Below are 24,894 nucleotides of genomic sequence, written 5' to 3' on the forward strand. Positions count from 1 at the left end.
TGCAAGCGGAGCAGGATGCGAGAGCGCAGCAGGGCAAAAGTAGCGCCCAGGGATGGGTTCACAGCGCCTCCTCGCAGGCCTGCCCCCGGATCAGCCCCGGTGACGAAACTCCCGGCGCCCCTCTGAAGTGTTATCACACCTGGCTGACGCCCACTCCCCCATCGCGCTATAATCGAGCCCATTTTTCGCACGCTTTCGACGACTTTCCGCCGCCCGGCCCACGACCCGGCGGCGATCATTTCTGGACCCGGAACGCCGCATGGACAAGACCTACCAACCCGAGCAGATCGAATCCCGCTGGTACGAGCGCTGGGAGGCCGACGGCCGCTTCGCCCCCTCGGGCGAGGGCGAACCCTACTCAATCATGATCCCGCCGCCCAACGTCACCGGCAGCCTGCACATGGGCCACGCGTTCCAGGACACCATCATGGACACGCTGATCCGCTGGCGCCGCATGCAGGGCAACAACACCCTGTGGCAGGTGGGCACCGACCACGCCGGTATCGCCACCCAGATGCTGGTGGAGCGCAAGGTCGCCGCCGAAGAGGGCAAGAGCCGCCACGACCTGGGCCGCGACGCCTTCATCGACAAGGTGTGGGAGTGGAAGCACGAATCCGGCGGCCACATCACTCGCCAGCTGCGCCGCATGGGCGCCAGCGTCGACTGGTCGCGCGAACGCTTCACCATGGACGATGGCTTCTACCAGGCGGTGCAGGAAGTCTTCGTGCGCCTCTATGAAGAGAACCTGATCTATCGCGGCAAGCGTCTGGTCAACTGGGACCCGACGCTCCACACCGCCATCTCCGACCTGGAAGTCGAAAACCGCGAGCAGCAGGGCCAGTTCTGGCACTTCCGCTACCCGCTGGCCGACGGCACCACGACCGATGCCGGCCTCGGCTACCTGGTCGTCGCCACCACCCGCCCCGAGACCCTGCTCGGCGATACCGGCGTGGCGGTGAATCCCGAGGACCCGCGCTACGCCTCGCTGATCGGCAAGTTCGTCGAGCTGCCGCTGGTCGGCCGGCGCATTCCCATCGTCGCCGACGAGCACGCCGACATGGAGAAGGGCTCCGGCTGCGTGAAGATCACCCCGGCCCACGACTTCAACGACTACGAGGTGGGACGACGCCACGGCCTGCCGCTGATCAACGTCTTCACACAGGACGCCGCGATCCTGCCCCAGGCCGAGGCCTTCGACATCCAAGGCCGCCCGCTGCCCGAGATCGACTTAAGCCTGCCCCAGGCCTACGCCGGCCTCGACCGCTTCGAGGCGCGCAAGCGGATCGTCGCCGACATGGAAGCCGCCGGCCTGCTCGAACAGATCGAGACGGTCAACAACACCCTGCCCTACGGCGACCGCTCCGGCGACGTCATCGAGCCACTGCTCACCGACCAATGGTTCGTCGCCGTGGAGAGCCTGGCCAAGCCCGCCATCGCCGCAGTGGAAAACGGCGACATCCAGTTCGTGCCCAAGAACTACGAGAACATGTACTTCTCGTGGATGCGCGACCTGCAGGACTGGTGCATCTCGCGCCAGCTGTGGTGGGGCCACCGCATTCCCGCCTGGTACGACCGTGAGGGCAACGTCTACGTGGCCCGCACCGAGGCCGAAGCGCGCGAGAAGCACGGCCTTTCCGCCGACCTCGCCCTGACCCAGGACGAGGACGTGCTCGACACCTGGTTCAGCTCGGGCCTGTGGACCTTCGGCACCCTGGGTTGGCCGGAGCAGACCCCGGAACTGTCGACCTTCCACCCCTCCAGCGTGCTGGTCACCGGCTTCGACATCATCTTCTTCTGGGTCGCGCGAATGATCATGCTGACCCTCAAGTTCACCGGCGAAGTGCCGTTCAAGACCGTCTACGTGCACGGCCTGGTGCGCGACGGCCAGGGCCAGAAGATGTCCAAGTCGAAGGGTAACGTGCTCGACCCCATCGACTTGATCGACGGCATCACCCTCGACGAGCTGCTCGAGAAGCGTACCGGCAACATGATGCAGCCGCAGAAGGCCAAGGCGATCGCCAAGGCCACCCGCGACGAGTTCCCCGAGGGCATCGAGCCCCACGGCACCGACGCGCTGCGCTTCACCTTCCTCTCCCAGGCCACCACCGGGCGTGACATCAAGTTCGACATGGGCCGCCTCGACGGCTACCGCAACTTCTGCAACAAGCTGTGGAACGCCTCGCGCTACGTGCTGATGAACGCCGAGGGCCAGGACTGCGGTGCGCAAGGTGGCGACGTCGAGTTGTCGCTGGCCGACCGCTGGATCGTCTCGCGTCTGCAGCAGACCGAGGCCCAGGTGACCCGGGCGATGGAGGAGTTCCGCTTCGATCATGCCTCCCAGGCGCTCTACGAGTTCGTCTGGAACGAGTACTGCGACTGGTACCTGGAGCTCTCCAAGCCGGTACTGTGGGACGAGGGCGCCAGCGAGGCGGCCAAGCGCGGCACCCGCCGCACCCTGGTGCGGGTGCTGGAGGCGATCCTGCGCCTGGCCCACCCGATGATGCCGTTCATCTCCGAGGAGATCTGGCAGCGCGTGGCACCGCTGGCGGACAAGGCCACGGGCGACGGCAGCGAATCGATCATGGCCCAGCCCTGGCCGCAGCCGGAGAACCACAAGCTCGACGAAGCCGCCACCCACGACATCGAGTGGCTCAAGGGCGTGATCGTGGCGGTGCGCAACGTGCGCGCCGAGATGAATATCGCCCCGGGCAAGCCGCTCGACGTGCTGCTGACCAAGGGCTCTGCGGCCGACCGCGAGCGCCTCGAGGCCAACCGCCTGTTCCTCGCCAAGCTGGCCAAGCTGGCAAGCGCTACCTGGCTCGACGACCCGAGTCAGGCGCCGCTTTCGGCCACACAGCTGGTTGGCGACATGGAGGTACTGGTGCCCATGGCCGACCTGATCGACAAGGACGCCGAGCTCACCCGCCTGGCCAAGGAGATCGACAAGCAGGACACGCTGATCGGCGGCATCGAGAAGAAGCTTTCCAACGAGAGCTTCGTCGCCAAGGCGCCGGCAGCGGTGGTCGAGAAGGAACGCGGCAAGCTCAAGGAGTACCAGGCGGCCCGCAACCTGCTGCTCGAACAGCGCGACAAGATCGCCGCGCTGTGATTTAAGCGGCCCGAAACCGCCGCCCGCTAGGGCGGCGCTGGAGGGGGCAAGCGCGATCAGGGCGATTCATCAGCAGCGATAAGTTAAAGAACGCTGTTCCGTTACGTTTGTTTACGCTATAATGGCCCCCTTGCCATTCACATCGCGCCTGCCCCCCATGCCACACTTCGCTTCCTCCTTCGCCGCGGGTCGTGCCCTGCTGTTCAACCTGCTCGGCGTCTTCCTGATAGGAACCTGGCTCTCCCCCAGTCTGTTGTTCTGGACCGAGCTGGACGATGTCGTCTTCTTCGTCACCAATGCCTGGCTCCGCGAGGACAATGCGGCGTGGGTACTGTTCGTGGCGTTCTCCAACCATCGCCTGTTCGACGTGGCGAGCCTGCTGGTCCTGTTGGGACTTTTCCTCTGGGCCATGCGGCGCGATACGCAGCACCCCTACCGCCTGCTGCGCTGGGGCGGCATCGGCATCACCATGCTGCTCTCGGCGATATTCATCGCCCAGGGCTTCCGTGTGGTAGTGCCTTACACTCACCCCAGCCCTACCGTGGTCTACGAGAACGTCAACCTCGTGACGCAGCTGGTCGACTTCTCCACGAAGGACAGCGCCGGCAGCAGCTTCCCGGGCGACCATGGTATCAACCTGTTCCTATTCACCGCCTTCATGTGGCGATTCGCCGGCCTGCGCGTGGCCCTGGTTAGCGCGGCCTTCGCGGTGCTGCTCAGCGCCCCGCGCATCCTTAGCGGCGCGCACTGGTTCAGCGACGTGTTCTTCGCCGCATTGGCGATCAACCTGATCGTCACGCCTTGGATACTGCTGACACCGCTGGGCCCGCGCCTGGCCCAATCCATTACCGACGGGCTGATCAAGGTACGCAGCACCCTGCTGCCGCAAGTGGCCTAGTTCGCTCTGCGCCAGCCGCCCAGCACACGCTGATCGGGGCCAAAGAAAACCAGCCGGTCGTGATCGATCAGGTAGCGGTAGGTGTTTTCCATCATGCCGGTGATGCGGCGAGCGTCATCGAGCTGCGGACAGCCTCGCCGAGTCGTCGCCAGTTCGCTGAACTCGATGCGGTTGCCCTCGCCCAGCCGGACTTGACCGTTGAGGTCGTTGCAGCCATCACTGCCGCTCACGCGCCCATCGGAAGAAACGACGAAGTGCGGCGTCTCGGGCAGGGAGAGGCGTTCGTCGGTGCCCAGCAACAGCAGATTCCAGCGTTGCCCTACCACCGGATGATCGCTGTCAGCAAGGGCTTCGTCATCATGGCGCGTCGACTCGGAGGGCTGGCTGCCACAGGCCGTCAGCAGGAAAGCGGTGGCTATCATCAGGCCCAGGCGGGCCACAAGCTTCCTTTTCATGAATGCCTTCTTTTCTCGGAATGACTTCGTAGTACGGTGAACGTACGAGCGGTGGCCAGGCAGGGCGAAATCAAGCAAACAAGCGGCGTCGACGGATTGTAAACGCCCCTTGTGAGCCCGATCCCAACGCCGCATGGCCAAGTCGTCGGTCGATACGCTTCTACCAGGAACCGGTGTTTTCCATGGAAACCCAGGGTTCACGGGGGGGCAGCGGATCGCCTTTCTGCAGCAGCTCGACGGAGATGCCGTCGGGGCTGCGCACGAATGCCATGTGGCCGTCGCGTGGCGGTCGGTTGATGGTCACACCTGCCGCCTGCAGGCGCTCGCATAACGCATAGATATCGTCGACCCGATAGGCCAAGTGACCGAAGTTACGCCCTCCGGTGTACGTCTCCGGATCCCAGTTGTAGGTCAGCTCCAGCTCGGGCGCCTTGAGTTCGGCGGAACGGGCCTCATCCTCGGGCGCGGCCAGGAACACCAGGGTGAAGCGTCCCTTCTCATTCTCCTTGCGCCGTACTTCCTTCAGCCCCAGCAGGTCGCAGTAGAAGTGCAGCGACGCGTCCAGATCACTGACGCGAACCATGGTGTGCAGGTACTGCATGAACGTCTCCTTTTACGTGTTTCGGCACATCAGTCGACAGTATATTCGTTGAAGATGGCCGGCGTCCGATCGTCATGGCGCCAGGCCAGCACGGCATAGTCGTCGTGGCGCCCCGTTTCCATTCCCGGAGTGCCATGCGGCATGCCCGGCACCGTGAGGCCGGCTACATCGGGTTTCTCGGCGAGAAGGCGCTTGATGTCCGCAGCCGGCACGTGGCCTTCGATCACGTATCCCTCGACCAGGGCTGTATGGCACGAGGCAATTTCGGGCGTGACGCCGTGCTCCACTTTCACCGACCGGATATCGGTCGTCCTGTGCTGGCGGACTTCGAAGCCTTCCGCCTCGAGATGTTCGGCCCAGGCCGAGCAACAGCCGCAGTTGGGGTCCTGGTATACCTCGATGACGGCTTCGGCCCAGGCGGAGGTGGCTAACAGGGCGAGCAGCATACCGACCAGTGCGGAGCGGGCCCGCTTCCGGAGGCTGCCGTTTGCGGTTAGGATCTTCATGCCGACGATTCCCGTGTTTTGGAAAGTAGATGAATCGTGACAAGCCGGAGATGGCTTGCCAATACCCCGGCGGAAGAGTGAGTGAAAATGACGCATTACTGCGATATTGCCCCAGGGCATCCCTATCACGGCCCCTACCACGACGCCGAATACGGTTTCCCGGTCGAGGACGACGAGCGGTTGTTCGAGCGCCTCGTACTCGAGATCAACCAAGCCGGGCTGTCTTGGCTGACCGTGCTGAAGAAGCGCGACGCCTTTCGCCTGGCCTTCGAGGACTTCCGGATCGAACGGGTGGCTGGCTTCGACGACACCGACCGCGAACGCCTGCTCAACGATGCCGGCATCATCCGCAACCGGCTCAAGGTGGAGGCCGTCATCCACAACGCCGGCGTGATCCAAGGGCTGCAACGCGAGCACGGCAGCTTCCGTGCCTGGCTCGATCTTCATCATCCCCGCTCCCGCGCCGAGTGGGTGAAATTGTTCCGGCGCACCTTTCGCTTCACCGGGCCGGAAATCGTCGGCGAGTTCCTGATGAGTACCGGCTATCTACCGGGCGCCCATCGCGATGACTGTCCCGTACACCGGCACATTCTCGCCGCCGGTCCGGCCTGGCAACGCGCCTGAACAGGGTGCCCTCGCCCATGCGACCATAAGGAGCCCGATGGATGGATACGCTGACGCAGGCCGCGTTGGGAGCCGCGGTAGGGGGGGCCGTGCTGGGTCGGCGCCTGGGCCGGCGGGCGGTGCTGATCGGAGCGGCGCTGGGCATCCTGCCCGATCTCGATGTTTTCATCGATTATGGCGACGCCATCGCCAATGTCACTCAGCACCGTGGCTTCAGCCACTCGTTGTTCGTGCTGACGGGGCTCGCCACATTGCTTGCTCTGTTGGTCAGACGACTGACGGCGGCTCGCGACATTCCCTTCGGCCACTGGTGGGCCTTCTTCCTGCTGTGCCTGATCACCCATCCACTGCTCGACGCGCTGACCACTTATGGCACACAGCTCTGGTGGCCGCTCGACAGGCGCCCCAGCGCCTGGCCGGTTGTCTTCATCATCGATCCGCTCTACACGCTGCCGCTATTGGCCGGTGTCGGCGTGGCGCTCTTCACCGGAAGCGGTCGTCGCGGCCCCACCTGGGGTCTGATGCTCTCCTGTGCCTATTTGCTCTTTGCCATGGGGGCCAAGGGGCTGGTCGAGCAACGCCTGGCACCTCTGCTCACCGCACACGGGCTCGATGATGCGCCACGCCTGGTACAGCCCAGCCCTTTCAATACGCTGCTGTGGCGAGCCACCGTCGTAGACGGGGAGTATCAGTACGAAGCCCTGATCGGGTTATTCGATGGCGACCGGCCTCCGCGATTCGAAGTCTATCATCGCGGTGGCGACCTCGAGTCCGTGGCGTTGGCCACGGCGAAGGGCCGGCGTCTCGACTGGTTCGCCGGCCCCTTCCTGCGCTACGCGGAACGTGAGCATGAAGGCGAGTCGTTGCTCGTGGCGACCGATCTGCGGCTTGGCTTTCCAGGCTTCTACGCCTTCAGCTTCAGCCTGGCCCGGCACGAGGAAACCGGCTGGCAGCCGCTTGAAGTCAGCGACATGGTCCCGGCCCCCTCGCGGGTCGACCACGCCGTCCTGAAGCGACTCGGCAAACGGCTCTTCGCTGCCGAACCGCCCCTGTGCACCAGCGAGTTCGTTGCCGAGCGCTGGGTGGTCGAAGTCCACGAGGCCTGCTGAGCCCAGGCCCAGGCGAGCCTAAGCAGGCATCACAGCGCCTCGAGCAGCCCGTCGATGGCCTGCTTGGCCTCCTTGAGTGCGGCATCGCGACGGGCCTCGCCCATCGCCAGCCCCTCGGCGTAGACCAGCGTAACGTCATCAATACCGATCAGGCCGAGCATCGCCTTGAGATGCGGCGTCTGACTATCCTGTTCGGTACCGGCATATTGACCGCCGCGAGCGGCCAGGATCACCGCCCGCTTGCCGGTCACCAGCCCCTCAGGCCCCTGCTCGGTGTAGCGAAAAGTCACGCCGGCACGCATCACCCTGTCGAACCAGGTCTTGAGTTGGGAGGGAATGCCGAGATTGTAGAGCGGTACCGCCAATACCAGCACGTCATGCGCCTGCAGCTCGTCGATCAAAGCATCCGAGCGCAGGGCCAGCGCTTGCTGTTCGGAAGTCCGCGCTTCGACGGCGACCTGCCAACTGGAGAGTTCGTCCAGCCCCAGGTGCGGCAGTTCATCGGCCACCAGGTCACGCTGGGTGACGGCGAGGTCATCGCGCTCGGCTGCACGCTTCATGAAGTGATCGGCCAGCGCGTTGGACTGGCCATGCGCGCCGAGAATGGAAGAAGTGACGAGAAGAATACGAGTGCTCATGGCGTTCTCCTGGTGGTTGCTCGGGAGGGATGGTCGCCATGATACGTGTATTTTTTCGCACTTAAAGCGCATAGTTTCGCGCTTATCATTCGACAAAATGAAAAATGGGCTTTCAGCCATAGGCCCTGCCTAATGGCAGGGCCGTTGACTCAAAAAGCCTGTCCGGTGATTCGTCCGCACAGGCCGTCATGCGCTTTAGCTGAAGTTCTGGGCAACGAAATCCCAGTTCAGCACGCTCCAGACGTTCTCGAGATACTTGGGGCGCGCATTGCGATAATCGATGTAATAGGCATGCTCCCAAACGTCGATGGTCAGTAATGGGGTCTGGCCATGGGCAATGGGCGTGTCGGCGTTGCTGGTATTGACGATGTCCACGCCCCCATCGGCGGTCTTGACCAGCCAGGTCCAGCCGGAACCGAAGTTGGCTACGGCGTTGGCGTTGAAGGTTTCCTTGAACGTGTCGAAGGAGCCGAACTTGGCAGCAATCGCCTCGGCCAGCGCACCGCTCGGCTCACCGCCACCGCTGGGCGACAGGCAGTGCCAATAGAAGGTGTGGTTCCACACTTGAGCCGCCTGGTTAAACAGGCCGCCGGAAGAGGACTTGATGATCTCCTCGAGAGATTTGTCGGCGTCGTCGGTGCCCTCGGTCAGCTCGTTGAGCTTGTTGACGTAGGCCTGATGATGCTTGCCATAGTGATACTCGAGAGTCTCGGCGGAGATGTACGGCTCGAGGGCGTTCTTGTCAAAGGGCAGTGCCGGCAGTTCGAATGCCATTATTGTGGCTCCTTGCTACTCACGGTGGAAGGCGGGACATCCCGTGTCGCTCGGCAGCTCCCACTTGCTTCCGGGACGCCCCGCCGCTATTTTCCAATGAACCACTAGGTTAATTCCAGCCGCCGTTATGTCAAGCAATACCGATGGAAGCTCCCCGAGCGACACCGCCGAGCGTCTGCTTCATCTGCTGAAGACGCGCGGCCCTCATTCCGCCGCTGCGCTCGGCCAGATGCTCGGTACCAGCGGCGAAAACGCCCGGCAGCAACTCACCAAGCTGTCTCGACAGGGGCTGGTGGACCAGCGCCCCCGCCCCGGCGGGGTTGGCAGACCGACCGTTGAATGGCGACTCAGCGAGGCCGGACACGCTCGCTTTCCCAATGGCCATGCCGAGCTGGCCTCGCGGTTGATCCTCAGCGTGCGCGATACCCTGGGGGATGAGGCCCTGGCGCGGCTGGTCGAGGCCCGCCAGGGCGAGACTCTGGCGCTGTATCGCGAGGCGCTGGACGATGCTTCCCACCTTGAAGCCCGTGTCGAGCGACTGGTAGAGATCCGGTGCCGTGAGGGCTATATGGCGGAATGGCAGCGTGAGGGGGACGGCAGCCTGCTGCTGATCGAGAACCATTGCCCCATCTGCCAGGCCGCGCAGACCTGCCCGGCCTTCTGTCAGTCCGAACTCGAGATCTTTTGCGCGGTACTGGGCGAAACGGTCGATATCGAGCGCACCGACCATGTACTGGCCGGCGCGCGGCGCTGCGTCTATCGCATCAGGGAGAATTAAGGTGCGATGCCTTGTCCGCAGCCCCGATACGTCCGCCCATCGATGGTGAGCGTCACCCGGGCCGGAAACGGCTCGCCGCTCATGTCGTCGAAGCAGGCACGCGCTTCCAGGCGCAGCTCGAAGGGCTGGTCGCTCTGGGCACTGGCGAGGATTACTCGGCCACTGGCATTGTCCATTCCGGTAACGCGATAAGGCAGCGTCAGCTCGCGCTCGCCATAGTCGAGCAGTAGCGTCAGCCTGGGCGCATCGTGAGCCAGATTGGCGACCCAGCCGGGTTCGTTGCCACGCGCATGAAACATGACGCCGGGGCGCTCCCCGCGGGTGAGGCTCGCTCTCTCGACTCCGGCCCGGCAGTCGAGCCGGCCGTTGGCGCTCTCGACCATGGCTTCGTCGCCCTTGGCCCAAAAGCTGAGTTCCCCCTGCTGATAGCGCGCACCGCTGGCCACAACGGCCGGCTGCAGCCGGTAGGCACCATGAGCCGACCACAGCCGCAGCTCGCGTTCGCCGCTGGCCGAAACCAGGTCCTGGGCCGGGTTGCAGCGCCAGGTCTGGAAGCGCGCCGCGCCACCGGCGAACAGCATCGAGGGCAACAACGGAGCGGCAGCGCCAGGGGCCTTCGTCAACGACGCCGGCGTGGAATCGCTGGCGTCGGGACGTGGCGTCTCGTGCGGTGTGGCGGCACAGCCTCCCAGGACCAGGCCGGTGGCGAGCAGGGATAGACGAAGCAGGGATGAAACGGATTGGGACGACATGCGATCTCCTCGAAACGGTCGGACGTGCACAGGATACCAGGCGCTGCCGATGGCAGGCCCGGCTCCTCGTTCTACGCCCTTCGAACATTCAGCCGTGACGCTGCCGCAGCACCCGCGCCGCCTCGACCATGTTGGCCAGTGCCGGCTCCACCTCGCTCCAGCCTCGGGTCTTGAGGCCGCAATCCGGATTGACCCATAGCCGCTCGACGGGGATTCTCTCGGCCGCCCTCTCCATCAGCCGCACCATCCAGCTCACCTCGGGTACATTGGGCGAATGGATGTCGTAGACGCCCGGTCCGATCTCGTTGGGGTAGGCGAAGTCCTGGAAGGCGTCGAGCAGTTCCATGTGAGAGCGTGAGGTCTCGATGGTGATGACGTCAGCGTCCAGCGCGGCAATGGCGGCAATGATATCGTTGAACTCCGAGTAACACATATGGGTGTGGATCTGCGTGGCGTCACGGACGACCGAGGCGGTCAGGCGGAAACACTCCACCGCCCAGTCGAGATAGGCCTGCCACTCGCCCTGGCGTAGCGGTAAGCCTTCGCGCAGCGCCGGTTCGTCGATCTGAATCGCCGGGATGCCGGCGGTCTCGAGATCGGCCACCTCGTCGCGCAGCGCCAGGGCGATCTGGCGGCAGGTCGCCTCGCGGGGCTGGTCATCGCGCACGAAAGACCACTGCAGCATGGTTACAGGCCCCGTGAGCATGCCCTTCATGGGCCGCTCGGTGAGCGATTGGGCGTAGCGGCTCCAGGCTACCGTCATCGGCGCCGGCCGGCTCACGTCGCCGACAATGATCGGCGGCTTGACGCAGCGTGACCCGTAGCTCTGCACCCAGCCATGGCGGGTGAAGACGAAGCCGTCGAGCTGCTCGCCGAAGTATTCCACCATGTCGTTGCGCTCGGCTTCACCGTGTACCAGCATATCGAGCCCCAGCACCTCCTGGCGCTGTACGGCGTCGGCGATGGCAGCGCGCATCTGCGCCTCGTAGGCCTCGCCCTCCAGCTCGCCGCTCTTGTGGGCACGGCGCGTGGCGCGAATCTCGTCGGTCTGCGGAAAGGAGCCGATGGTGGTGGTGGGAAACAACGGCAGGTCCAGTGCGCGACGCTGCGCGCGAGCACGCACCGGGTAGGGGTTGTCGCGTGAAAGATCGGCGTCGGCGACTTGCGCCAGCCGCGTCTGCACCGCAGGCCGATGCAAACGCGGCGATGCGCGGCGGGCGTCCATCGCCGCCGTGGCGGCAGCAACCCGGGCGCGATCCTCCGCACTGGCTCGATTGCCCAGCAACCGCGCCAGGGTCACGGTCTCATCGAGTTTCTGGCGAGCAAAGGCAAGCCAGCTTGCGAGTTCTTCGTCGAGATCGGTCTCGGCAGTGAGATCCACCGGCACATGAAGCAGGGAGCAGGAGGGCGCCAGCCATAACCGTTCGCCCAAGCGCATACGGGCGCTGGCCAGCCGCTCATGAAGCGCCGCCAGGTCGGCACGCCAGACGTTGCGCCCGTCGATGGCGCCTATCGATAGCACCTTGTAAGCAGGCAGATTGTCGAGCACCGGCGTGAGCTGTTCGGGTGCTCGCACCGTATCGACATGCAGGCCGTCCACCGGCAGGCTCACCGCCAGCTGCAAGTTGTCGCCCAGGCCGCCGAAGTAGGTCGCCACCATCAGCTTGACAGGCGCCGAGCGCAGGGCGTTGTAGGCCGACTCGAAGGCCTGCTTCCAGGCGATGGGCAGATCCTGCACCAATGCCGGCTCGTCAAGCTGCACCCACTCGACCCCCAGCGAGGCCAGGCGGGCAAGAATCTCCCCGTAGATCGGCAACACCGCGTCGAGTAGCGACAAACGGTCGAAGCTGCCCGATTGAGCCTTGCCCAGCCATAGCCAGGTCAGCGGTCCGGTCAATGCCACCTTGACCGGATACCCCGCCGCACGCGCCTCGGCCACTTCATCGAACAGGCGCGAGCTGGCCAGGCGGAAGGCCTGCCCCGCCCGCAACTCGGGGACGAGATAGTGATAATTGGTATCGAAGTACTTGGTCATTTCGCAGGCGGCGGCCGGCGCGCCGCTGGGTGCCCGCCCACGGGCCATGCGGAACTGGGTGTCCAGGTCGACCTCGCCGCGGGCGATTTCGGCATCGGCGCCGAAACGGGACGGCACGGCGCCCAGCAGCACGGAAACGTTGAGCACCTGATCGTAGAAGGCGAAATCGCCCACAGTAACGAAATCGAGCCCCGCATCACGCTGGGCCTGCCAGTGACGCTCGCGCAGCTCTCGCCCGGTCGTTTCCAGGCCCGCTCGGTCGAGTCTGCCACGCCAGTAGGCCTCAACGGCGCGCTTGAGCTCTCGGTTCGCACCGATTCGCGGATAGCCAAGCACATGAGCTGATGTCATGATAATTCCCTCTACGCATGAATGTTGCGTAGAGTCTCGTCAGGGAAACGAATTGAATCAAACTAAATAAATTAACCTTCAACCTGAAGAAATCTCATCATGATCGAACTTCGCCATCTGCGTACACTGGTTGCCCTGCGCGATGCCGGCTCGCTGGTCGAGGCAGCCGAGCGGGTTCACCTGACCCAGTCGGCCCTATCGCATCAGATCAAGGACCTCGAGGAACGCATGGGCAGCCCGCTGTTCGTGCGCAAGACGCGCCCGGTGGAGTTCACGCGTGCCGGACAGCGCCTGCTCTCCCTGGCCGAACAGGTGCTGCCGCTGGTACGTATGGCCGAGCGCGACGTGGCTCGCCTGATCGGTCACGAGCCGGGGCGATTGCATATGGCCATTGAATGCCATAGCTGCTTCCAGTGGCTGATGCCCACCATCGATCATTTTCGCGACCATTGGCCCGAGGTGGAGATCGACATCCCCGGCGGGCATCATTTCGATCCGCTTCCCGCCCTGGCGCGAGAACAGCTCGATCTGGTCATTACCGCCGATCCCCAGCCGCTGGCCGGGGTTCATTACGAGCCGCTGTTTCGCTATCAGGGACTGCTGGCAATAGCGCGCCAGCACCCCCTCGCCGAGCGCGACTATGTCACGCCCCAGGACCTGGCCGAAGAGACGCTGATCACCTACCCCGTGGAGCATGCCCGCCTGGACGTGTTCACCCAGTTTCTCGATCCCGCCGGGGTGCGCCCGCATGAGATCCGCACCGCCGAACTCACGGTGATGATGATGCAGTTGGTGGCCAGCGGTCGCGGCGTCTGCGCGCTACCCAACTGGGCGCTGACCGAGTATCTGGAGCGCGATTACGTCAAGGCGGTTGGCCTGGGCGAGGCGGGGATGTGGAGCACCTTGTACGCCGCCATTCGCGAGGAGAGCCGCGATCAGCCCTGGATGGAGGATTTTCTGCGCACCGCGCGGGAGACTTCCTTCGCGGTGCTCGAGGGAATCAAGCCCGCTTAGCGGGCGGCGATGGCCGCAGGCTCGGCTGGGTGGGCAACAGCAGCGAAAAACGCGCCCCGCCCAACTGAGGGCTGTCGTCGACCACCACGCTGCCACCGTGCCAGGCCATGATCTTCTGTACGATGGACAGCCCCAGCCCGTAGCCGCCGGAGCGCCGGGTGCGGCTGTCGTCGAGCCGCGCGAAAGGCTTGAAGATCGCCTGGCGCTCGCCGGCCGGCACGCCCGGTCCATCATCTTCGATATCCAGCCGCACCAGACGTGATTCTTGTACGAGCCGTACCAGCACTCGCGACTGCGCATGGCGGCAAGCGTTGGCGACCAGGTTCTGCAGCGCTCGCTGCAGATAGCGCGGATCGGCCGTTACCTCGATCTCCGGTCCGGGTGCCAGTTCCAGGCGCAATTGGGCGTGCAGCGGCGCCAGCGTATCGATCACGCGCTCGGCGATCGCCCGACAGTCGACCTGTGTGCGCTCGAGCTCGGCGCCGTTGACCATGCCGCTGTCGAGTCGAGCGTAGGTGAGGATCTCGTCGATCAACTGGTCGAGCTCTTCGATGTCGCTGTCGATGCCATGCAACTGGCGGCGTATCGCTGGGTCGTCGGTCATGTCCTCGACCATCTGCATGGCGAAGCGAATGCGCGCCACCGGTGTACGCAATTCGTGCGATACCGCGCGGATCATTTCCTGTTGCGAGCGCAGCAGCGACTGTACCTGGGCCGCCATGGCGTTGAAAGCCATCCCGACCCGCCCGATGAAGCCGCCGCCGTCGACCTTGACCCGCGTATCGAGACGCCCGCTAGCGATGCGTCCCGCGGCCAGCTCCAGGCGTGCCAGGCGCGCCTCGACCCCTCGCACGATCAGGTAGATGATCGCCGCCAGCACGCCGAGCATGATCACCAGCACCAATAGCAACAGGGAAATGGGGGTGGGCTCGAGCGCCGAGACCGGACCGATCGAGAGCCATTGGCGCGATCCGTCGGCAGCGGGCACGGCGAGATGGACCGTCAGCGCCCAGTGGCCCGGCAGCAGGCGAATGACCAGCTCGCCGTCGCGCAGCCGTGTCAACTGGTGACTGTCGAGCCCTTCGGGGGCAAGATCGTGAAGCTGAACGGGCAGGGCATCGCTGGTCACGCTCGCCAGCCGACGCCGACGTGCGTCTCCGTCCACCTCGGCCAGCCAGTCGCCCAGCATCTGCGCCAGGCCCCGCAACTGACGCTCGTTAAGGCCGGAGAGGCGTGCTTCGAGGATGCGAGCCTCGCGCGGCACGCGCCGGTAGAGCCGCCAGTTCTCCTCGTCTTCCATCTTGACCAGCACCCGGCCGCGCTCCAGCCGACGGCGCTCGAACCAATTGAGTTCGGCAGCGTCCGGATCACGCAGGGCGAGGCGCATATTGAGCATGTCGGCCTGCTGGGTCAGCCATTCGCCGCGTTGGTTGGCCGGCATCGCCGCTACCCGCCAGGTGAGGAGCTGCAGCGGTGCTTCCGCCAATTGCTCGCGATACTGCTCTATTCGCACCCGATCGACCAGGGCCAGCCCCATCAGGGCCAGGCCGAAGGTCAGGAGCAGGGCCAGGGCCAGGGCAAGATAGACGCGCAGGAAGGAGCCATCGGCGAGGAACCGCTGCATGGCTCAGGCATCCTTGACGAACAGGTAACCCTTGCTGCGTACCGTCTTGATGCGGTGCGGGTGGTTGGGATCGTCCCCGATCTTGGGCCGTATCCGCGACACGCGTACGTCGATGGAGCGGTCCTGGCCGTCGTACTTGATGCCGCGCAGGTCACTGAAGATCTCTTCGCGAGTGAGCACTCGCCCGGCGTTGCTGGCCAACAGCCACAGCAGATCGAACTCGGCGCTGGTCAGGTCGATGCGTTCTCCTTCCAGCCACGCCTCTCGCGTGGCGCTATCGATCTCCAGATTGCCGAAGGTGAGGCGCGCATCGCCCGTCTGCTCCGAGGCGTCGGCACGCCGCAGCAAGGCACGCATGCGCGCCAGCAGCACCCTCGGCTGAACCGGTTTGGGCACGTAGTCGTCGGCCCCCATCTCAAGCCCTAGCACCTGATCCATGTCGTCGGTGCGGGCGGTCAGCATCAGGATCGGCCCGGCATAGTCGGGCCTGGCCCGGCGACAGATCGACAATCCGTCCTCACCGGGAAGCATCAGATCGAGAATCACCAGATCCGGCTGCAGACTCTGAATCTGCTCGACGCCACGCGAGCCCTCGGACTCGACCGTCACCCGAAAGCCATTCGACTCCAGATAGTCGCGAGTGAGATCGGCCAGACGTACGTCGTCCTCGATAATCAGCACGTGTTCCATGTCGCTGCTTTCCAGGTTGTCATCCATCCTAGTCGTCCCCGTGCTGGGCTAGTTATGTCATCGGGACACCCTGTCCCGCCACTACTCGTCAAGCATACCCGAAATGGCGCATTTCGCCTGCCTATCGTTACATTTCGCGTCCATGCGGCCTGCTCGCGAAGCATAGCGCGGTGTTACAGAAGTAACCAACGGATACCCCCGATGAGCCACAGCTCACCCACAGGTTTTCCACTTGATAACGGCACAAAAGCACCCTATCTTGTGCTCATCCAAAGAAAAAGCACAACATGATGTGCCTCTAGCAAGCTGGCGCCTGGCTGTCAATGCTTCGCCGCCCAACCATCGTCTCACGAAGAAGGGATCTTCGGCCCATGGAACTTCCAACCCCCGACCGCACCGATCTCTCGATCACCGCCCCCCGGGCGCTGCGCGTCATCAAGCGCACCGGCGATGTCGTCGCCTTCGATGTCAGCAAGATCGCCGTGGCCATGACCAAGGCCTTCATTGCCGTGGAAGGCGACAACGCCGCCACTTCTTCGCGCATTCGCGATCTCGTCGCCCAGGCCAGCCAGTCCATCGCCAGCGCCTTTCAGCGCCGCATGCCGGATGGCGGCACCGTGCACATCGAGGACATCCAGGATCAGGTGGAACTGGCGCTGATGCGTGCCGGCGAGCAGAAGGTCGCCCGCGCCTACGTGCTCTACCGCGAGGAGCATGCGCGCGCCCGTGCCGCGGCGGGTGACGAGATCGAGAAGCCGCATCCCACGCTCAATGTCACCTTGGCCGACGGCGGCCGCCGTCCGCTGGATCTCGGCCGCATCGAGACGCTGGTATTCGACGCCTGTGCGGAGCTCGAGAACGTCGACCCCAACCGCATCGTCGAGGAGTCGCTGAAGAACCTCTACGACGGTGTCTCGGTGGACGGCGTGTCCCAGGCGCTGATGATGACCGCGCGCACGCTAGTGGAGAAGGAGCCCAACTACACCTACGTCACCGCACGTCTGCTGCAGGACAATCTGCGCCGCGAGGCACTGTCGTTCCTGGGTATCGCCGAGGAAGCCACTTTCGGCGAGATGGCCGAACTCTACAAACCGGCTTTCCAGGCCTACGTGGCCCGCGGCATCGCATTCGAACAGCTCGACCCGGCGCTCGCCGAGTTCGACCTGGAGCGTCTCGGCGACGCCCTCGATCACACCCGCGACAACGCTTTCACCTACCTGGGCCTGCAGACGCTCTACGACCGCTACTTCATCCACCGTGATGACGTGCGCTACGAATTGCCCCAGGTCATGTTCATGCGCGTGGCCATGGGGCTGGCACTGAACGAGGACGACCGCGAGGCGCGCGCCATCGAGTTCTACGAGCTGCTCTCCAGCTTCGACTACATGGCTTCGACGCCGACGCTGTTCAATTCAGGCACCGTGCGCAGCCAGCTCTCCAGCTGCTACCTCACCACCGTGCCCGACGACCTCGACGGCATCTACAGCGCGATCCGCGACAACGCCCTGCTCTCCAAGTGGGCCGGGGGCCTGGGCAACGACTGGACCCCGGTGCGCGCGCTGGGCTCCTACATCAAGGGCACCAACGGCAAGAGCCAGGGCGTGGTGCCGTTCCTCAAGGTGGTCAACGATACCGCGGTGGCGGTGAACCAGGGCGGCAAGCGCAAGGGGGCGGTGTGTGCCTACCTCGAGACGTGGCACCTGGATGTCGAGGAGTTCCTCGAATTGCGCAAGAACACCGGTGACGATCGCCGCCGCACCCACGACATGAACACCGCCAACTGGGTGCCTGATCTGTTCATGAAGCGGGTGTTCGACGACAAGGAGTGGACGCTGTTCTCGCCCGCTACCTGCCCCGACTTGCACGACCTCTACGGTGCCGCCTTCGAGCAGCGCTACGAGGAGTACGAGGCGATGACCCGCTCCGGCCAGCTCAAGCTGTTTAAGCGCGTGCGCGCCAAGGATCTATGGCGCAAGATGCTGTCGATGCTGTTCGAGACCGGCCACCCCTGGATCACCTTCAAGGATCCGTGCAACCTGAGAAGCCCCCAGCAGCACGCCGGCGTGGTGCACTCATCGAACCTGTGCACCGAGATCACCCTGAACACCAGTGTCGACGAAATCGCGGTGTGCAACCTGGGTTCGGTCAACCTGGCCCAGCACGTGACCGACGGCAAGCTCGACGACGACAAGCTGAAGAGAACCGTGCGAACCGCCGTGCGCATGCTCGACAACGTCATCGACATCAACTACTACGCGGTGCCCCAGGCCAGGAACTCCAACGTCAAGCATCGCCCGGTGGGGCTCGGCATCATGGGCTTCCAGGACGCGCTCTACGCCCAGGACATCGCCTACGCCTCCGACGAGGCCGTCGAGTTCGCCGATCGCTCCATGGAGCTGGTGAGCTATCACGCCATCGAGGCCTCCTCGGACCTTGCCGCCGAGCGTGGCCGCTACGAGAGCTTCGAGGGCTCGCTGTGGAGCCAGGGCATCCTGCCCATCGACTCCATCGAAAAGCTGAAGCAGGAGCGCGGCGAGAAGTACATCGAGGTCGATACTTCTGCCACCCAGGACTGGGATCGCATTCGCGTCAAGATCGCCGAGCAGGGCATGCGCAACTCCAACGTGATGGCCATCGCCCCCACCGCGACGATCTCCAACATCTGCGGGGTGTCGCAGTCGATCGAGCCCACTTACCAGAACCTCTATGTGAAGTCGAACCTCTCCGGCGAGTTCACCGTGGTCAACGCCTACCTGGTCCACGACCTCAAGGCGCGTGGCCTGTGGGACGAGGTGATGATCAACGACCTCAAGTATTACGACGGCTCGGCCCAGCCCATCGAACGCATCCCGGACGACCTCAAGGCCAAGTACGCCACCGCCTTCGAGGTGGAACCCAAGTGGCTGGTGGAGGCCGCCGCCCGCCGTCAGAAGTGGATCGACCAGGCCCAGTCGCTGAACCTCTATATCAAGGGCGTCTCGGGCAAGAAGCTCGACGTGACTTATCGCATGGCGTGGTTCCGCGGCCTCAAGACCACCTATTACCTGCGTGCCCTGGGCGCGACCTCGGTGGAGAAGTCCACCGTCGACCGCGGCACGCTCAACGCGGTGAGCAACCAGGCGCCTTCGGCCGCGCCGGCGCCCTCCGCCGCACCTTCCAGCGAGCCGCGTGGCGTGGAGGATTTCCTCACCGGCAAGGCGGGCAGCGGATCCCGCGCGCCGAGCGCCAGTGACATCGACGACCTGGGCTGCGAGGCCTGCCAGTAGGTCAAGGTGCTGGCTGCGATCGGCCAGGCTGCACTACCGCCTGGCCATCGCTCGCTCAGCTTCGCACGCAACGAGACGATTCCTGATCCGAACGATACCTCGGATCTCGCCAAGATAAAGGTGAAACCATGCTGAACTGGGACGAATTCCACGAGGACGAAACGAGCGTTGCCGAACAGCCGGCCAAGGCCGCAGCGGCGCCTGCCGCCATGTCACCGCCAACGGCGGCAGCCGCCGAAGTCAAGGAAACCGGTAACAATTATCGGGTCGCCGACAGCGACCGCCTGGCACGGGCACGCAAGTCGCTCGAAGCGCTCGACGTGGCCGCCGGTCTCGAGGAGCTGGAGATGGGCGCGGCGCGCATCGAGGTCAGCGACAAGCAGATGATCAACGCTCGCGCCGACCTCAACCAGCTGGTGCCCTTCAAGTACGAGTGGGCATGGCAGAAATACCTGGACGGCAGCGCCAACCACTGGATGCCCCAGGAAGTGAACATGAACGCCGACATCGCCCTGTGGAAGAGCCAGGACGGCCTGACCGAGGATGAACGGCGCATCGTGATGCGCAGCCTGGGCTACTTCTCCACCGCCGATTCGCTAGTGGCCAACAACCTTGTTCTGGCGCTGTACCGCCTGATCACCAATCCCGAGTGCCGCCAGTACCTGCTGCGCCAGGCCTTCGAGGAGGCGATCCATACCCACGCCTACCAGTACTGCGTGGAGTCGCTGGGCATGGACGAAGGCGAAGTCTTCAATATGTACCGCGAGGTACCGTCGGTGGCCGCCAAGTCCGCCTGGAGCCTCAAGCACACCCAGTCGCTGGCACGCCCGGACTTCAACACCGGCACGCCCGAGAGCGACCAGGAGCTGTTGCGCAACCTGATCGCCTTTTACTGCGTGACCGAGGGCATCTTCTTCTACTGCGGCTTCAGCCAGATCCTCTCCATGGGTCGGCGCAATAAGATGACCGGCGTCGCCGAGCAGTTCCAGTACATCCTGCGAGACGAGTCGATGCACTTGAATTTCGGCGTCGACATGATCAACCAGATCAAGATCGAGAACCCGCACCTGTGGACGCCTGATTTCCAGGACGAGGTGACCCAGATGATTCTCGAGGGCACCGAGCTCGAAATCGCCTACGCCCGCGACTCGATGCCCCGCGGCGTGCTGGGCATGAACGCGGCGATCATGGAAGAATATCTGCACTTCATCTGCAACCGTCGCCTGGCTCAAATCGGCCTCAAAGAGCAATTCCCCGGCGCACAGAACCCCTTCCCGTGGATGAGCGAGATCATCGATCTGCGCAAGGAGAAGAACTTCTTTGAGACCCGCGTTACCGAGTACCAGGTAGGTGGTGCGCTGAGCTGGGATTGAGCCAGGCATGAGCCAGGCTATCTTGCCCATCGCCGCCGCCCTGATTCTCGATGACGAAGGGCGACTGCTGCTGGTGCGCAAGCGTGGCACCGAATGTTTTATGCAGGCCGGAGGCAAGCTCGAACCCGGCGAACTCGCCGAGGCGGCATTGCACCGTGAGCTCATGGAAGAGCTCGGCCAAGCACCAACACGGCTGTATTCCCTCGGGAAGTTCACTGCTCCCGCCGCCAACGAGCCCGACTGCCAGGTTCATGCCTCGCTGTTTCTGGTCGCGATGTCGCCTTCCGTCGCACCGGCAGCCGAGATCGCCGAACTGCGCTGGGTAACGCCATGGGAGGCGCAGCGTCTGCCTCTGGCAGCCCTCACTCGCGATCACGTGCTGCCGCTGGCCGTTCGGCTCATCCAGCGCGAAGAGATGGGGCGTTGCTGTGAGGGCCACCTCCTCCTACGCTCGGATTAGCAGGTGACCCCATGTGGCAAGGAGGCCCGCCATGGATACCGAATGGAGGAGTGGCAACGGCATCGATTTGCTGCCTGACAGTCGCCGCTTCGTGCCCGCTCTTCTCGAGGCCATCGACGAGGCCGAAGAGTCGATCTGGTTCGAACAGTACCTGGTCGAATCGGGGCGAGTGACGCGCCGTTTCTTCGACGCGTTGATCCGGGCGGCAAAGCGCGGCGTCGAGGTGCGTGTGCTACTCGACAGCTTCGGCGCCTCAGGCCTGGGTCAGCGGGACCGCACACGCCTGTCGACAGCCGGTGTGGCGCTGCGCCACTACAACCCGTTCATGATGCGGCGGCTGCGCCGGAACCTGGTGCGCAACCATCGCAAGCTGATCCTCGTCGACCGTCGCGTGGTCTACACCGGCGGCTACTGTCTGACCGACGATTACCTGGGCGACTGGTTCGACTTGGTGGTGCAGGCGGAAGGCCCCGTGGTGGAAGACTGGATCACGCTATTCGCCGATCTCTGGGAATCCTCCCGCACCCGTGGCGACAGGGCCCAGGTCGAACGGCGTTCTTTGGGCGCCCAAGCCGGGGGCATGAAGGCGAGGCTGATGCATAACGAGGGGCATCGCCGCCCGACCATCCGTTGTTCCCTGCATCAACGCATCATCGAGGCAACGCGCCGGTTGTGGCTATATACCCCCTATTTTCTGCCTTCCCGTCAATTGCGCCGACTGATAACCGAGGCGGCAGGACGCGGCATCGACGTTCGCCTGTTGATAGCAGGCGAGGGCCATGATCACCCGACCGTACACTTGGCAGGGCAGCGTCACTACGGCCCGCTGCTGGAGGCCGGAGTCAGAATTTACGAGTACCAACCCCGCTTTACCCATGCCAAGTTCTGCATCGCCGACGACTGGGTTACCGTGGGGTCATGCAACTTCGACCATTGGAGTCTGCACTGGAACCTGGAAGCGAACCTGGAAGTGGAGAGCGCCGATTTTGCGCGCACGCTCGCCGGTTTGTTCGACGAGCATTGCGCCGACAGCCGGCCGATCCAGGGCCGCGCATGGTCACAGCGCTCCCGGGCGCAGCGAACCCGGGAGCATGCTGCGGCAATGGTGAGCGCCTGGCTAGCGGGGCTGCGCTGAGTTGCCTGACTCGGAACGTCACTTCGCGCACGCCTTCTGGCGCTGGCGCCATCGCCCATAGAGATTGGCGAACGGAGTCGCCGTGGTACCATGAACGGCTATCGAGGCCATCACGATCAGGCTGCCGGCCGTCCAGGCGATATCGTAGCCCGTGCGGCTCGATACCAACGTGGCGTAATAGAGCGCCGACACCCCGATCGGCCCGAACCATCCCATGATCAGCACGATCGGTGTATCACGCAGCGTGGGGAGCCATGGCCGCAGCAGCAGTATCACCGGCAGGCGACGCAGCAACAGCACCAGCAGGACCAGGGCCAGCCCTTCCGCGCCCAACGCCCACCATTCGGACCAGGGCGCGATCAGCCCGAACAGCACAAAGACCGGTAGCGTCAACATGATATTGACCGCTTCCTGCACGTTATCCTCCTCGCTACGATCCTTGCCTCCCACCTCCTGATCGAAAGCCAGGCCAGCGACAAATACGCCAAGAATGCTGTTGGTACCGAACAGCGACCCCACGCCGAGCACGAAAATCGTCAGCGCCACGGTGATCGAGAGAAAGGAGGGTTGATCGAGGTAGCCTCGCGCTTCCGACCAGCGCAGCGCCCGTCCTGCCGCCCAACCCAGCGCAATGCCGATCAGCGCGCCGCCGCCGATCTCCCATAGCCAGACCCGCCCGATCCAATCGAGCCAGGCGTCATCGGTGGGCGTGGTCAATAGCAGGATCGGCAACAAGACCAGTGGATAGGCCAGGCCATCGTTGGCGCCGGACTCGCTGGAGAGAAGATGGCGAAAGGCTTCGGGCAGGTTTTCCTTGGCCACGCCGCCGGTGACGATGGAGGATGCCACCACCGGATCGGTGGCGCAGACGGTGCCGCCCACCAGCAAGGCCATCAGTAGCGGCAGGCCCATGATCCAGTGGGTGAGCATGGCACTGATGAGGAACATCGCGGGCATGCCGATGGCCAGCAGCACCAGCAACGAGCGCCAGTGAGCGAAGGGGTAATTGGGCGGAAGCCGCAGCGCGATGCCCATCAGACTGATGCCCAACGTAAGACGCGCCGTCTCCTCCAGCAATTTCTTACTGTCGCCCCAACCCCGGGGATCGAGTAGATCCGCCGCCTCCGGCCCCAGCGCCACACCCAGCAGGAAGGCGAACAGAGGAGCCGATAGCCAGGAGCGGTCCAGCGGGCTGGACAACAGAGCGACAAACAATACCAGGCCGCCCACCACCGCCATGGCGAGATTGAGGTCCTGCATGCCGATTCCCTCCGGTCACTGCAATCCTCTTTACCCTAGGCAACCGCAAGCCAACGGTAAACCGCGCGCAACGGATCGGAGGGAATTGCACGTCGAATCGGGCCGGGCTAAGGTAGGCATAGACACGAACCGGACAAGGAGTCGACCATGGCCAACGGCGGTTCCCGCAAAAGCGTCATCAAGCGTATCTACGTTCCCACCTACGTGCGCCAGCTCCCCAATGGTGAGCGAGTTACCGTTCCCGGTCATTACCGAAAGCCCACCCATACCTGACGGAAGTCAGCCCGGCGAAGGGACGCAAAGATGGTTACTGCCAGGCGACGATGCGAGGACTCGAGGGCACGAAGGTATCCGGGTTGGTCACATTATCCAGGCTGATGAAGTCGATGCCGCCGTTGCTGCGGATGTAGGTGCCTGAAACGGCCGCGCCATATAGGCTCGAGTTGCCGTTCTGTCGAATGTAGCCTCCCGCCCAGAACACACCGAAGTTATTCGTGCTGCCGTTGAACTCGATATCCTGGCCGGCGACGACGAATAGTCCAATGTTGCTTTCGGTACCAGCGCTCGAGGTTGCACCGTTCATGGTGATATTGCCTCTCGCTACCAGTGTGATCCGCTTGTCGTTCACAGCACCACTCGAGACAGTCAAGTCTCCGTCACAGTAGACGGTATCGCCGTCTTGTAACTCCCCGATTGTCACGGAGCAGGAATGGATCGCGCCTTCGCGGGAGTGGTAGGCGGCAAAGATCGACTCGTCGTAGCGCTTGAAGCAATACGGCGGTGGCTCAGTACGTGTACATTGGCTCATGTCCTCGTCGGAAGGCCTCGTACCAGGCAAAGGCACCTCGACCATGCCATTCGATCCATCGGTCACGATGGCATCCGAACCTTCGTTTAGTGTCATGTCTACGGTGCCGTTGGAATGTACTCCGCCTAACACCGTTGACCGGCCCGTGACCCAGATATAGTCGGCACTCAGCAGTCCTCGGGTGAAGATGGGGTTGGGAATGGAATCGTACTCGACCTCGGCGATTACAGGCTGGCTTGCAGCCACGACCGTATCGCCGTCGATGATTGCCCCCATGCCGACGATGAATCGCTTGTCGTCTTCACGCAGCAAGTAATAGTGGCAGCTTGCATTACCGCTACAAATATCCTCGGATACGCCATTCAGTGCGCTGAAGCGCGCCCAATCGAAAGTGGCCAGCTCCATCCGCATGAGTCCGGTGCGGAAATCGGCGGCTGTGGCGCCGTGTCCCCCGGGGCCCCAGCCCGCCGCCACGGCCGTCTCCGCCGCCATTTGCGCTTGAATCGTCGCCCTGTAGTTACCGGCCAGGCGCTCGTCGAGCAGCGAGGATTGAATGCCCGAAAGGCCCAGCATCAATGACATGGAAAGAAACGACAGGACAATGATCAGGGCGGCACCCCGCTGCTCTTTCACG

Annotated in this window: 22 protein-coding genes; 11 read left to right on the forward strand and 11 right to left on the reverse strand. The window is 63.9% G+C overall.

The genetic code is table 11. The features are described 5' to 3' along the window. Positions 1 to 259: 259 nt before the first annotated feature. Positions 260 to 3,109, forward strand: coding sequence for a valine--tRNA ligase (locus F0A17_RS09635; protein ID WP_149328105.1), 2,850 nt, complete (start codon positions 260 to 262; stop codon positions 3,107 to 3,109). 157 nt (positions 3,110 to 3,266) lie between these two features. Further along, on the forward strand, positions 3,267 to 4,007 hold the full coding sequence (locus F0A17_RS09640) for a phosphatase PAP2 family protein (RefSeq protein ID WP_228716862.1): 741 nt from the start codon (positions 3,267 to 3,269) through the stop codon (positions 4,005 to 4,007). Here the strand turns inward: F0A17_RS09640 and F0A17_RS09645 are convergent. The 3 genes from F0A17_RS09645 to F0A17_RS09655 all read right to left on the reverse strand — a co-directional run bounded on the left by F0A17_RS09645 (position 4,004) and on the right by F0A17_RS09655 (position 5,569). After that, entirely contained in the window at positions 4,004 to 4,462 is a 459-nt protein-coding gene (locus tag F0A17_RS09645) for an META domain-containing protein (protein ID WP_149328107.1), read from the reverse strand. The genes F0A17_RS09640 and F0A17_RS09645 overlap by 4 nt on opposite strands. 160 nt (positions 4,463 to 4,622) lie before the next feature. Further along, positions 4,623 to 5,063, reverse strand: a complete 441-nt coding sequence (gene gloA, locus F0A17_RS09650) for a lactoylglutathione lyase (RefSeq protein WP_149328108.1) — start codon at positions 5,061 to 5,063, stop codon at positions 4,623 to 4,625. 29 nt (positions 5,064 to 5,092) lie between these two features. Further along, positions 5,093 to 5,569: a DUF411 domain-containing protein gene (locus tag F0A17_RS09655; RefSeq protein WP_149328109.1), complete on the reverse strand. Its 477-nt coding sequence runs from the start codon at positions 5,567 to 5,569 to the stop codon at positions 5,093 to 5,095. Positions 5,570 to 5,656: 87 nt separating this feature from the next. Between F0A17_RS09655 and F0A17_RS09660 the strand changes: the two genes are divergently transcribed. Both F0A17_RS09660 and F0A17_RS09665 read left to right on the forward strand, forming a co-directional pair. Beyond that, positions 5,657 to 6,193, forward strand: coding sequence for a DNA-3-methyladenine glycosylase I (locus F0A17_RS09660; RefSeq protein WP_149328246.1), 537 nt, complete (start codon positions 5,657 to 5,659; stop codon positions 6,191 to 6,193). Positions 6,194 to 6,234: 41 nt separating this feature from the next. After that, positions 6,235 to 7,302 (forward strand): metal-dependent hydrolase, encoded by a 1,068-nt coding sequence (locus F0A17_RS09665; protein ID WP_149328110.1) that lies wholly within the window; start codon positions 6,235 to 6,237, stop codon positions 7,300 to 7,302. Positions 7,303 to 7,331: 29 nt separating this feature from the next. On the opposite strand, the gene F0A17_RS09670 is transcribed toward F0A17_RS09665, so the two are convergent. Both F0A17_RS09670 and F0A17_RS09675 read right to left on the reverse strand, forming a co-directional pair. Continuing rightward, the gene (locus F0A17_RS09670) at positions 7,332 to 7,940 is read right to left on the reverse strand and encodes an FMN-dependent NADH-azoreductase (RefSeq protein ID WP_149328111.1); all 609 of its coding nucleotides are present in this window, start codon (positions 7,938 to 7,940) and stop codon (positions 7,332 to 7,334) included. 195 nt (positions 7,941 to 8,135) lie between these two features. Beyond that, positions 8,136 to 8,714, reverse strand: a complete 579-nt coding sequence (locus F0A17_RS09675; protein WP_149328112.1) for a superoxide dismutase — start codon at positions 8,712 to 8,714, stop codon at positions 8,136 to 8,138. Positions 8,715 to 8,841: 127 nt separating this feature from the next. On the opposite strand from F0A17_RS09675, the gene F0A17_RS09680 reads away from it, so the two are divergent. Next, on the forward strand, positions 8,842 to 9,492 hold the full coding sequence (locus F0A17_RS09680) for a helix-turn-helix transcriptional regulator (RefSeq protein WP_149328113.1): 651 nt from the start codon (positions 8,842 to 8,844) through the stop codon (positions 9,490 to 9,492). On the opposite strand, the gene F0A17_RS09685 is transcribed toward F0A17_RS09680, so the two are convergent. Next, positions 9,489 to 10,244, reverse strand: coding sequence for an MliC family protein (locus F0A17_RS09685; RefSeq protein WP_149328114.1), 756 nt, complete (start codon positions 10,242 to 10,244; stop codon positions 9,489 to 9,491). The two genes, F0A17_RS09680 and F0A17_RS09685, sit on opposite strands and share 4 nt — an antisense overlap. An 88-nt stretch (positions 10,245 to 10,332) precedes the next feature. Continuing rightward, positions 10,333 to 12,630, reverse strand: coding sequence for a 5-methyltetrahydropteroyltriglutamate--homocysteine S-methyltransferase (gene metE, locus F0A17_RS09690; protein WP_149328115.1), 2,298 nt, complete (start codon positions 12,628 to 12,630; stop codon positions 10,333 to 10,335). Positions 12,631 to 12,729: 99 nt separating this feature from the next. On the opposite strand from metE, the gene F0A17_RS09695 reads away from it, so the two are divergent. Then, a complete protein-coding gene (locus tag F0A17_RS09695; RefSeq protein WP_149328116.1) occupies positions 12,730 to 13,644 on the forward strand; it encodes a LysR family transcriptional regulator in 915 nt (304 codons plus the stop codon). Here the strand turns inward: F0A17_RS09695 and F0A17_RS09700 are convergent. Together F0A17_RS09700 and F0A17_RS09705 are read right to left on the reverse strand one after the other, a co-directional pair. Continuing rightward, entirely contained in the window at positions 13,631 to 15,268 is a 1,638-nt protein-coding gene (locus F0A17_RS09700) for an ATP-binding protein (RefSeq protein ID WP_149328117.1), read from the reverse strand. The two genes, F0A17_RS09695 and F0A17_RS09700, sit on opposite strands and share 14 nt — an antisense overlap. Positions 15,269 to 15,271: 3 nt before the next feature. Continuing rightward, positions 15,272 to 15,985, reverse strand: coding sequence for a winged helix-turn-helix domain-containing protein (locus tag F0A17_RS09705; RefSeq protein WP_149328118.1), 714 nt, complete (start codon positions 15,983 to 15,985; stop codon positions 15,272 to 15,274). 344 nt (positions 15,986 to 16,329) lie between these two features. Here F0A17_RS09705 and F0A17_RS09710 point away from each other — a divergent pair, with 344 nt between their 5' ends. The 4 genes from F0A17_RS09710 to F0A17_RS09725 all read left to right on the forward strand — a co-directional run bounded on the left by F0A17_RS09710 (position 16,330) and on the right by F0A17_RS09725 (position 22,192). Next, positions 16,330 to 19,224 carry a ribonucleoside-diphosphate reductase subunit alpha gene (locus tag F0A17_RS09710; RefSeq protein WP_149328119.1) on the forward strand — a complete coding sequence of 965 codons (2,895 nt, stop codon included), beginning with the start codon at positions 16,330 to 16,332 and terminating at the stop codon, positions 19,222 to 19,224. Between the two features lie 128 nt (positions 19,225 to 19,352). Next, on the forward strand, positions 19,353 to 20,597 hold the full coding sequence (locus F0A17_RS09715; protein WP_149328120.1) for a ribonucleotide-diphosphate reductase subunit beta: 1,245 nt from the start codon (positions 19,353 to 19,355) through the stop codon (positions 20,595 to 20,597). A 7-nt stretch (positions 20,598 to 20,604) separates the two neighbouring features. Continuing rightward, the gene (locus tag F0A17_RS09720; RefSeq protein ID WP_149328121.1) at positions 20,605 to 21,057 is read left to right on the forward strand and encodes an NUDIX hydrolase; all 453 of its coding nucleotides are present in this window, start codon (positions 20,605 to 20,607) and stop codon (positions 21,055 to 21,057) included. 31 nt (positions 21,058 to 21,088) lie between these two features. Further along, positions 21,089 to 22,192: a phospholipase D-like domain-containing protein gene (locus F0A17_RS09725; protein WP_149328122.1), complete on the forward strand. Its 1,104-nt coding sequence runs from the start codon at positions 21,089 to 21,091 to the stop codon at positions 22,190 to 22,192. Positions 22,193 to 22,210: 18 nt separating this feature from the next. Here the strand turns inward: F0A17_RS09725 and F0A17_RS09730 are convergent, their stop codons facing one another. Continuing rightward, positions 22,211 to 23,452 carry a cation:proton antiporter domain-containing protein gene (locus tag F0A17_RS09730; RefSeq protein WP_149328123.1) on the reverse strand — a complete coding sequence of 414 codons (1,242 nt, stop codon included), beginning with the start codon at positions 23,450 to 23,452 and terminating at the stop codon, positions 22,211 to 22,213. Positions 23,453 to 23,599: 147 nt separating this feature from the next. On the opposite strand from F0A17_RS09730, the gene F0A17_RS20900 reads away from it, so the two are divergent. Then, positions 23,600 to 23,725, forward strand: a complete 126-nt coding sequence (locus F0A17_RS20900) for a hypothetical protein (protein WP_267285434.1) — start codon at positions 23,600 to 23,602, stop codon at positions 23,723 to 23,725. 34 nt (positions 23,726 to 23,759) lie between these two features. Here F0A17_RS20900 and F0A17_RS09735 read toward each other — a convergent pair whose 3' ends face one another. Further along, positions 23,760 to 24,893 carry a pilus assembly PilX family protein gene (locus F0A17_RS09735; RefSeq protein WP_187774671.1) on the reverse strand — a complete coding sequence of 378 codons (1,134 nt, stop codon included), beginning with the start codon at positions 24,891 to 24,893 and terminating at the stop codon, positions 23,760 to 23,762. Position 24,894: the final 1 nt, after the last annotated feature.

This window comes from Billgrantia pellis, from assembly GCF_008297955.1.
GTDB classification, from domain to species: Bacteria; Pseudomonadota; Gammaproteobacteria; order Pseudomonadales; family Halomonadaceae; genus Halomonas; species Halomonas pellis.

Coding starts and splice junctions, on each gene's coding strand:
- F0A17_RS09730 (WP_149328123.1), bottom strand. CDS start 23,452: ATGCAGGACCTCAATCTCGCCATGGCGGTGGTGGGCGGCCTGGTATTG.
- F0A17_RS20900 (WP_267285434.1), top strand. CDS start 23,600: ATGGCCAACGGCGGTTCCCGCAAAAGCGTCATCAAGCGTATCTACGTT.
- F0A17_RS09725 (WP_149328122.1), top strand. CDS start 21,089: ATGGATACCGAATGGAGGAGTGGCAACGGCATCGATTTGCTGCCTGAC.
- gloA (WP_149328108.1), bottom strand. CDS start 5,063: ATGCAGTACCTGCACACCATGGTTCGCGTCAGTGATCTGGACGCGTCG.
- F0A17_RS09655 (WP_149328109.1), bottom strand. CDS start 5,569: ATGAAGATCCTAACCGCAAACGGCAGCCTCCGGAAGCGGGCCCGCTCC.
- F0A17_RS09680 (WP_149328113.1), top strand. CDS start 8,842: ATGTCAAGCAATACCGATGGAAGCTCCCCGAGCGACACCGCCGAGCGT.
- F0A17_RS09685 (WP_149328114.1), bottom strand. CDS start 10,244: ATGTCGTCCCAATCCGTTTCATCCCTGCTTCGTCTATCCCTGCTCGCC.
- F0A17_RS09640 (WP_228716862.1), top strand. CDS start 3,267: ATGCCACACTTCGCTTCCTCCTTCGCCGCGGGTCGTGCCCTGCTGTTC.
- metE (WP_149328115.1), bottom strand. CDS start 12,630: ATGACATCAGCTCATGTGCTTGGCTATCCGCGAATCGGTGCGAACCGA.
- F0A17_RS09695 (WP_149328116.1), top strand. CDS start 12,730: ATGATCGAACTTCGCCATCTGCGTACACTGGTTGCCCTGCGCGATGCC.
- F0A17_RS09700 (WP_149328117.1), bottom strand. CDS start 15,268: ATGCAGCGGTTCCTCGCCGATGGCTCCTTCCTGCGCGTCTATCTTGCC.
- F0A17_RS09660 (WP_149328246.1), top strand. CDS start 5,657: ATGACGCATTACTGCGATATTGCCCCAGGGCATCCCTATCACGGCCCC.
- F0A17_RS09705 (WP_149328118.1), bottom strand. CDS start 15,985: ATGGATGACAACCTGGAAAGCAGCGACATGGAACACGTGCTGATTATC.
- F0A17_RS09665 (WP_149328110.1), top strand. CDS start 6,235: ATGGATACGCTGACGCAGGCCGCGTTGGGAGCCGCGGTAGGGGGGGCC.
- F0A17_RS09675 (WP_149328112.1), bottom strand. CDS start 8,714: ATGGCATTCGAACTGCCGGCACTGCCCTTTGACAAGAACGCCCTCGAG.
- F0A17_RS09645 (WP_149328107.1), bottom strand. CDS start 4,462: ATGAAAAGGAAGCTTGTGGCCCGCCTGGGCCTGATGATAGCCACCGCT.
- F0A17_RS09715 (WP_149328120.1), top strand. CDS start 19,353: ATGCTGAACTGGGACGAATTCCACGAGGACGAAACGAGCGTTGCCGAA.
- F0A17_RS09720 (WP_149328121.1), top strand. CDS start 20,605: ATGAGCCAGGCTATCTTGCCCATCGCCGCCGCCCTGATTCTCGATGAC.
- F0A17_RS09635 (WP_149328105.1), top strand. CDS start 260: ATGGACAAGACCTACCAACCCGAGCAGATCGAATCCCGCTGGTACGAG.
- F0A17_RS09710 (WP_149328119.1), top strand. CDS start 16,330: ATGGAACTTCCAACCCCCGACCGCACCGATCTCTCGATCACCGCCCCC.
- F0A17_RS09670 (WP_149328111.1), bottom strand. CDS start 7,940: ATGAGCACTCGTATTCTTCTCGTCACTTCTTCCATTCTCGGCGCGCAT.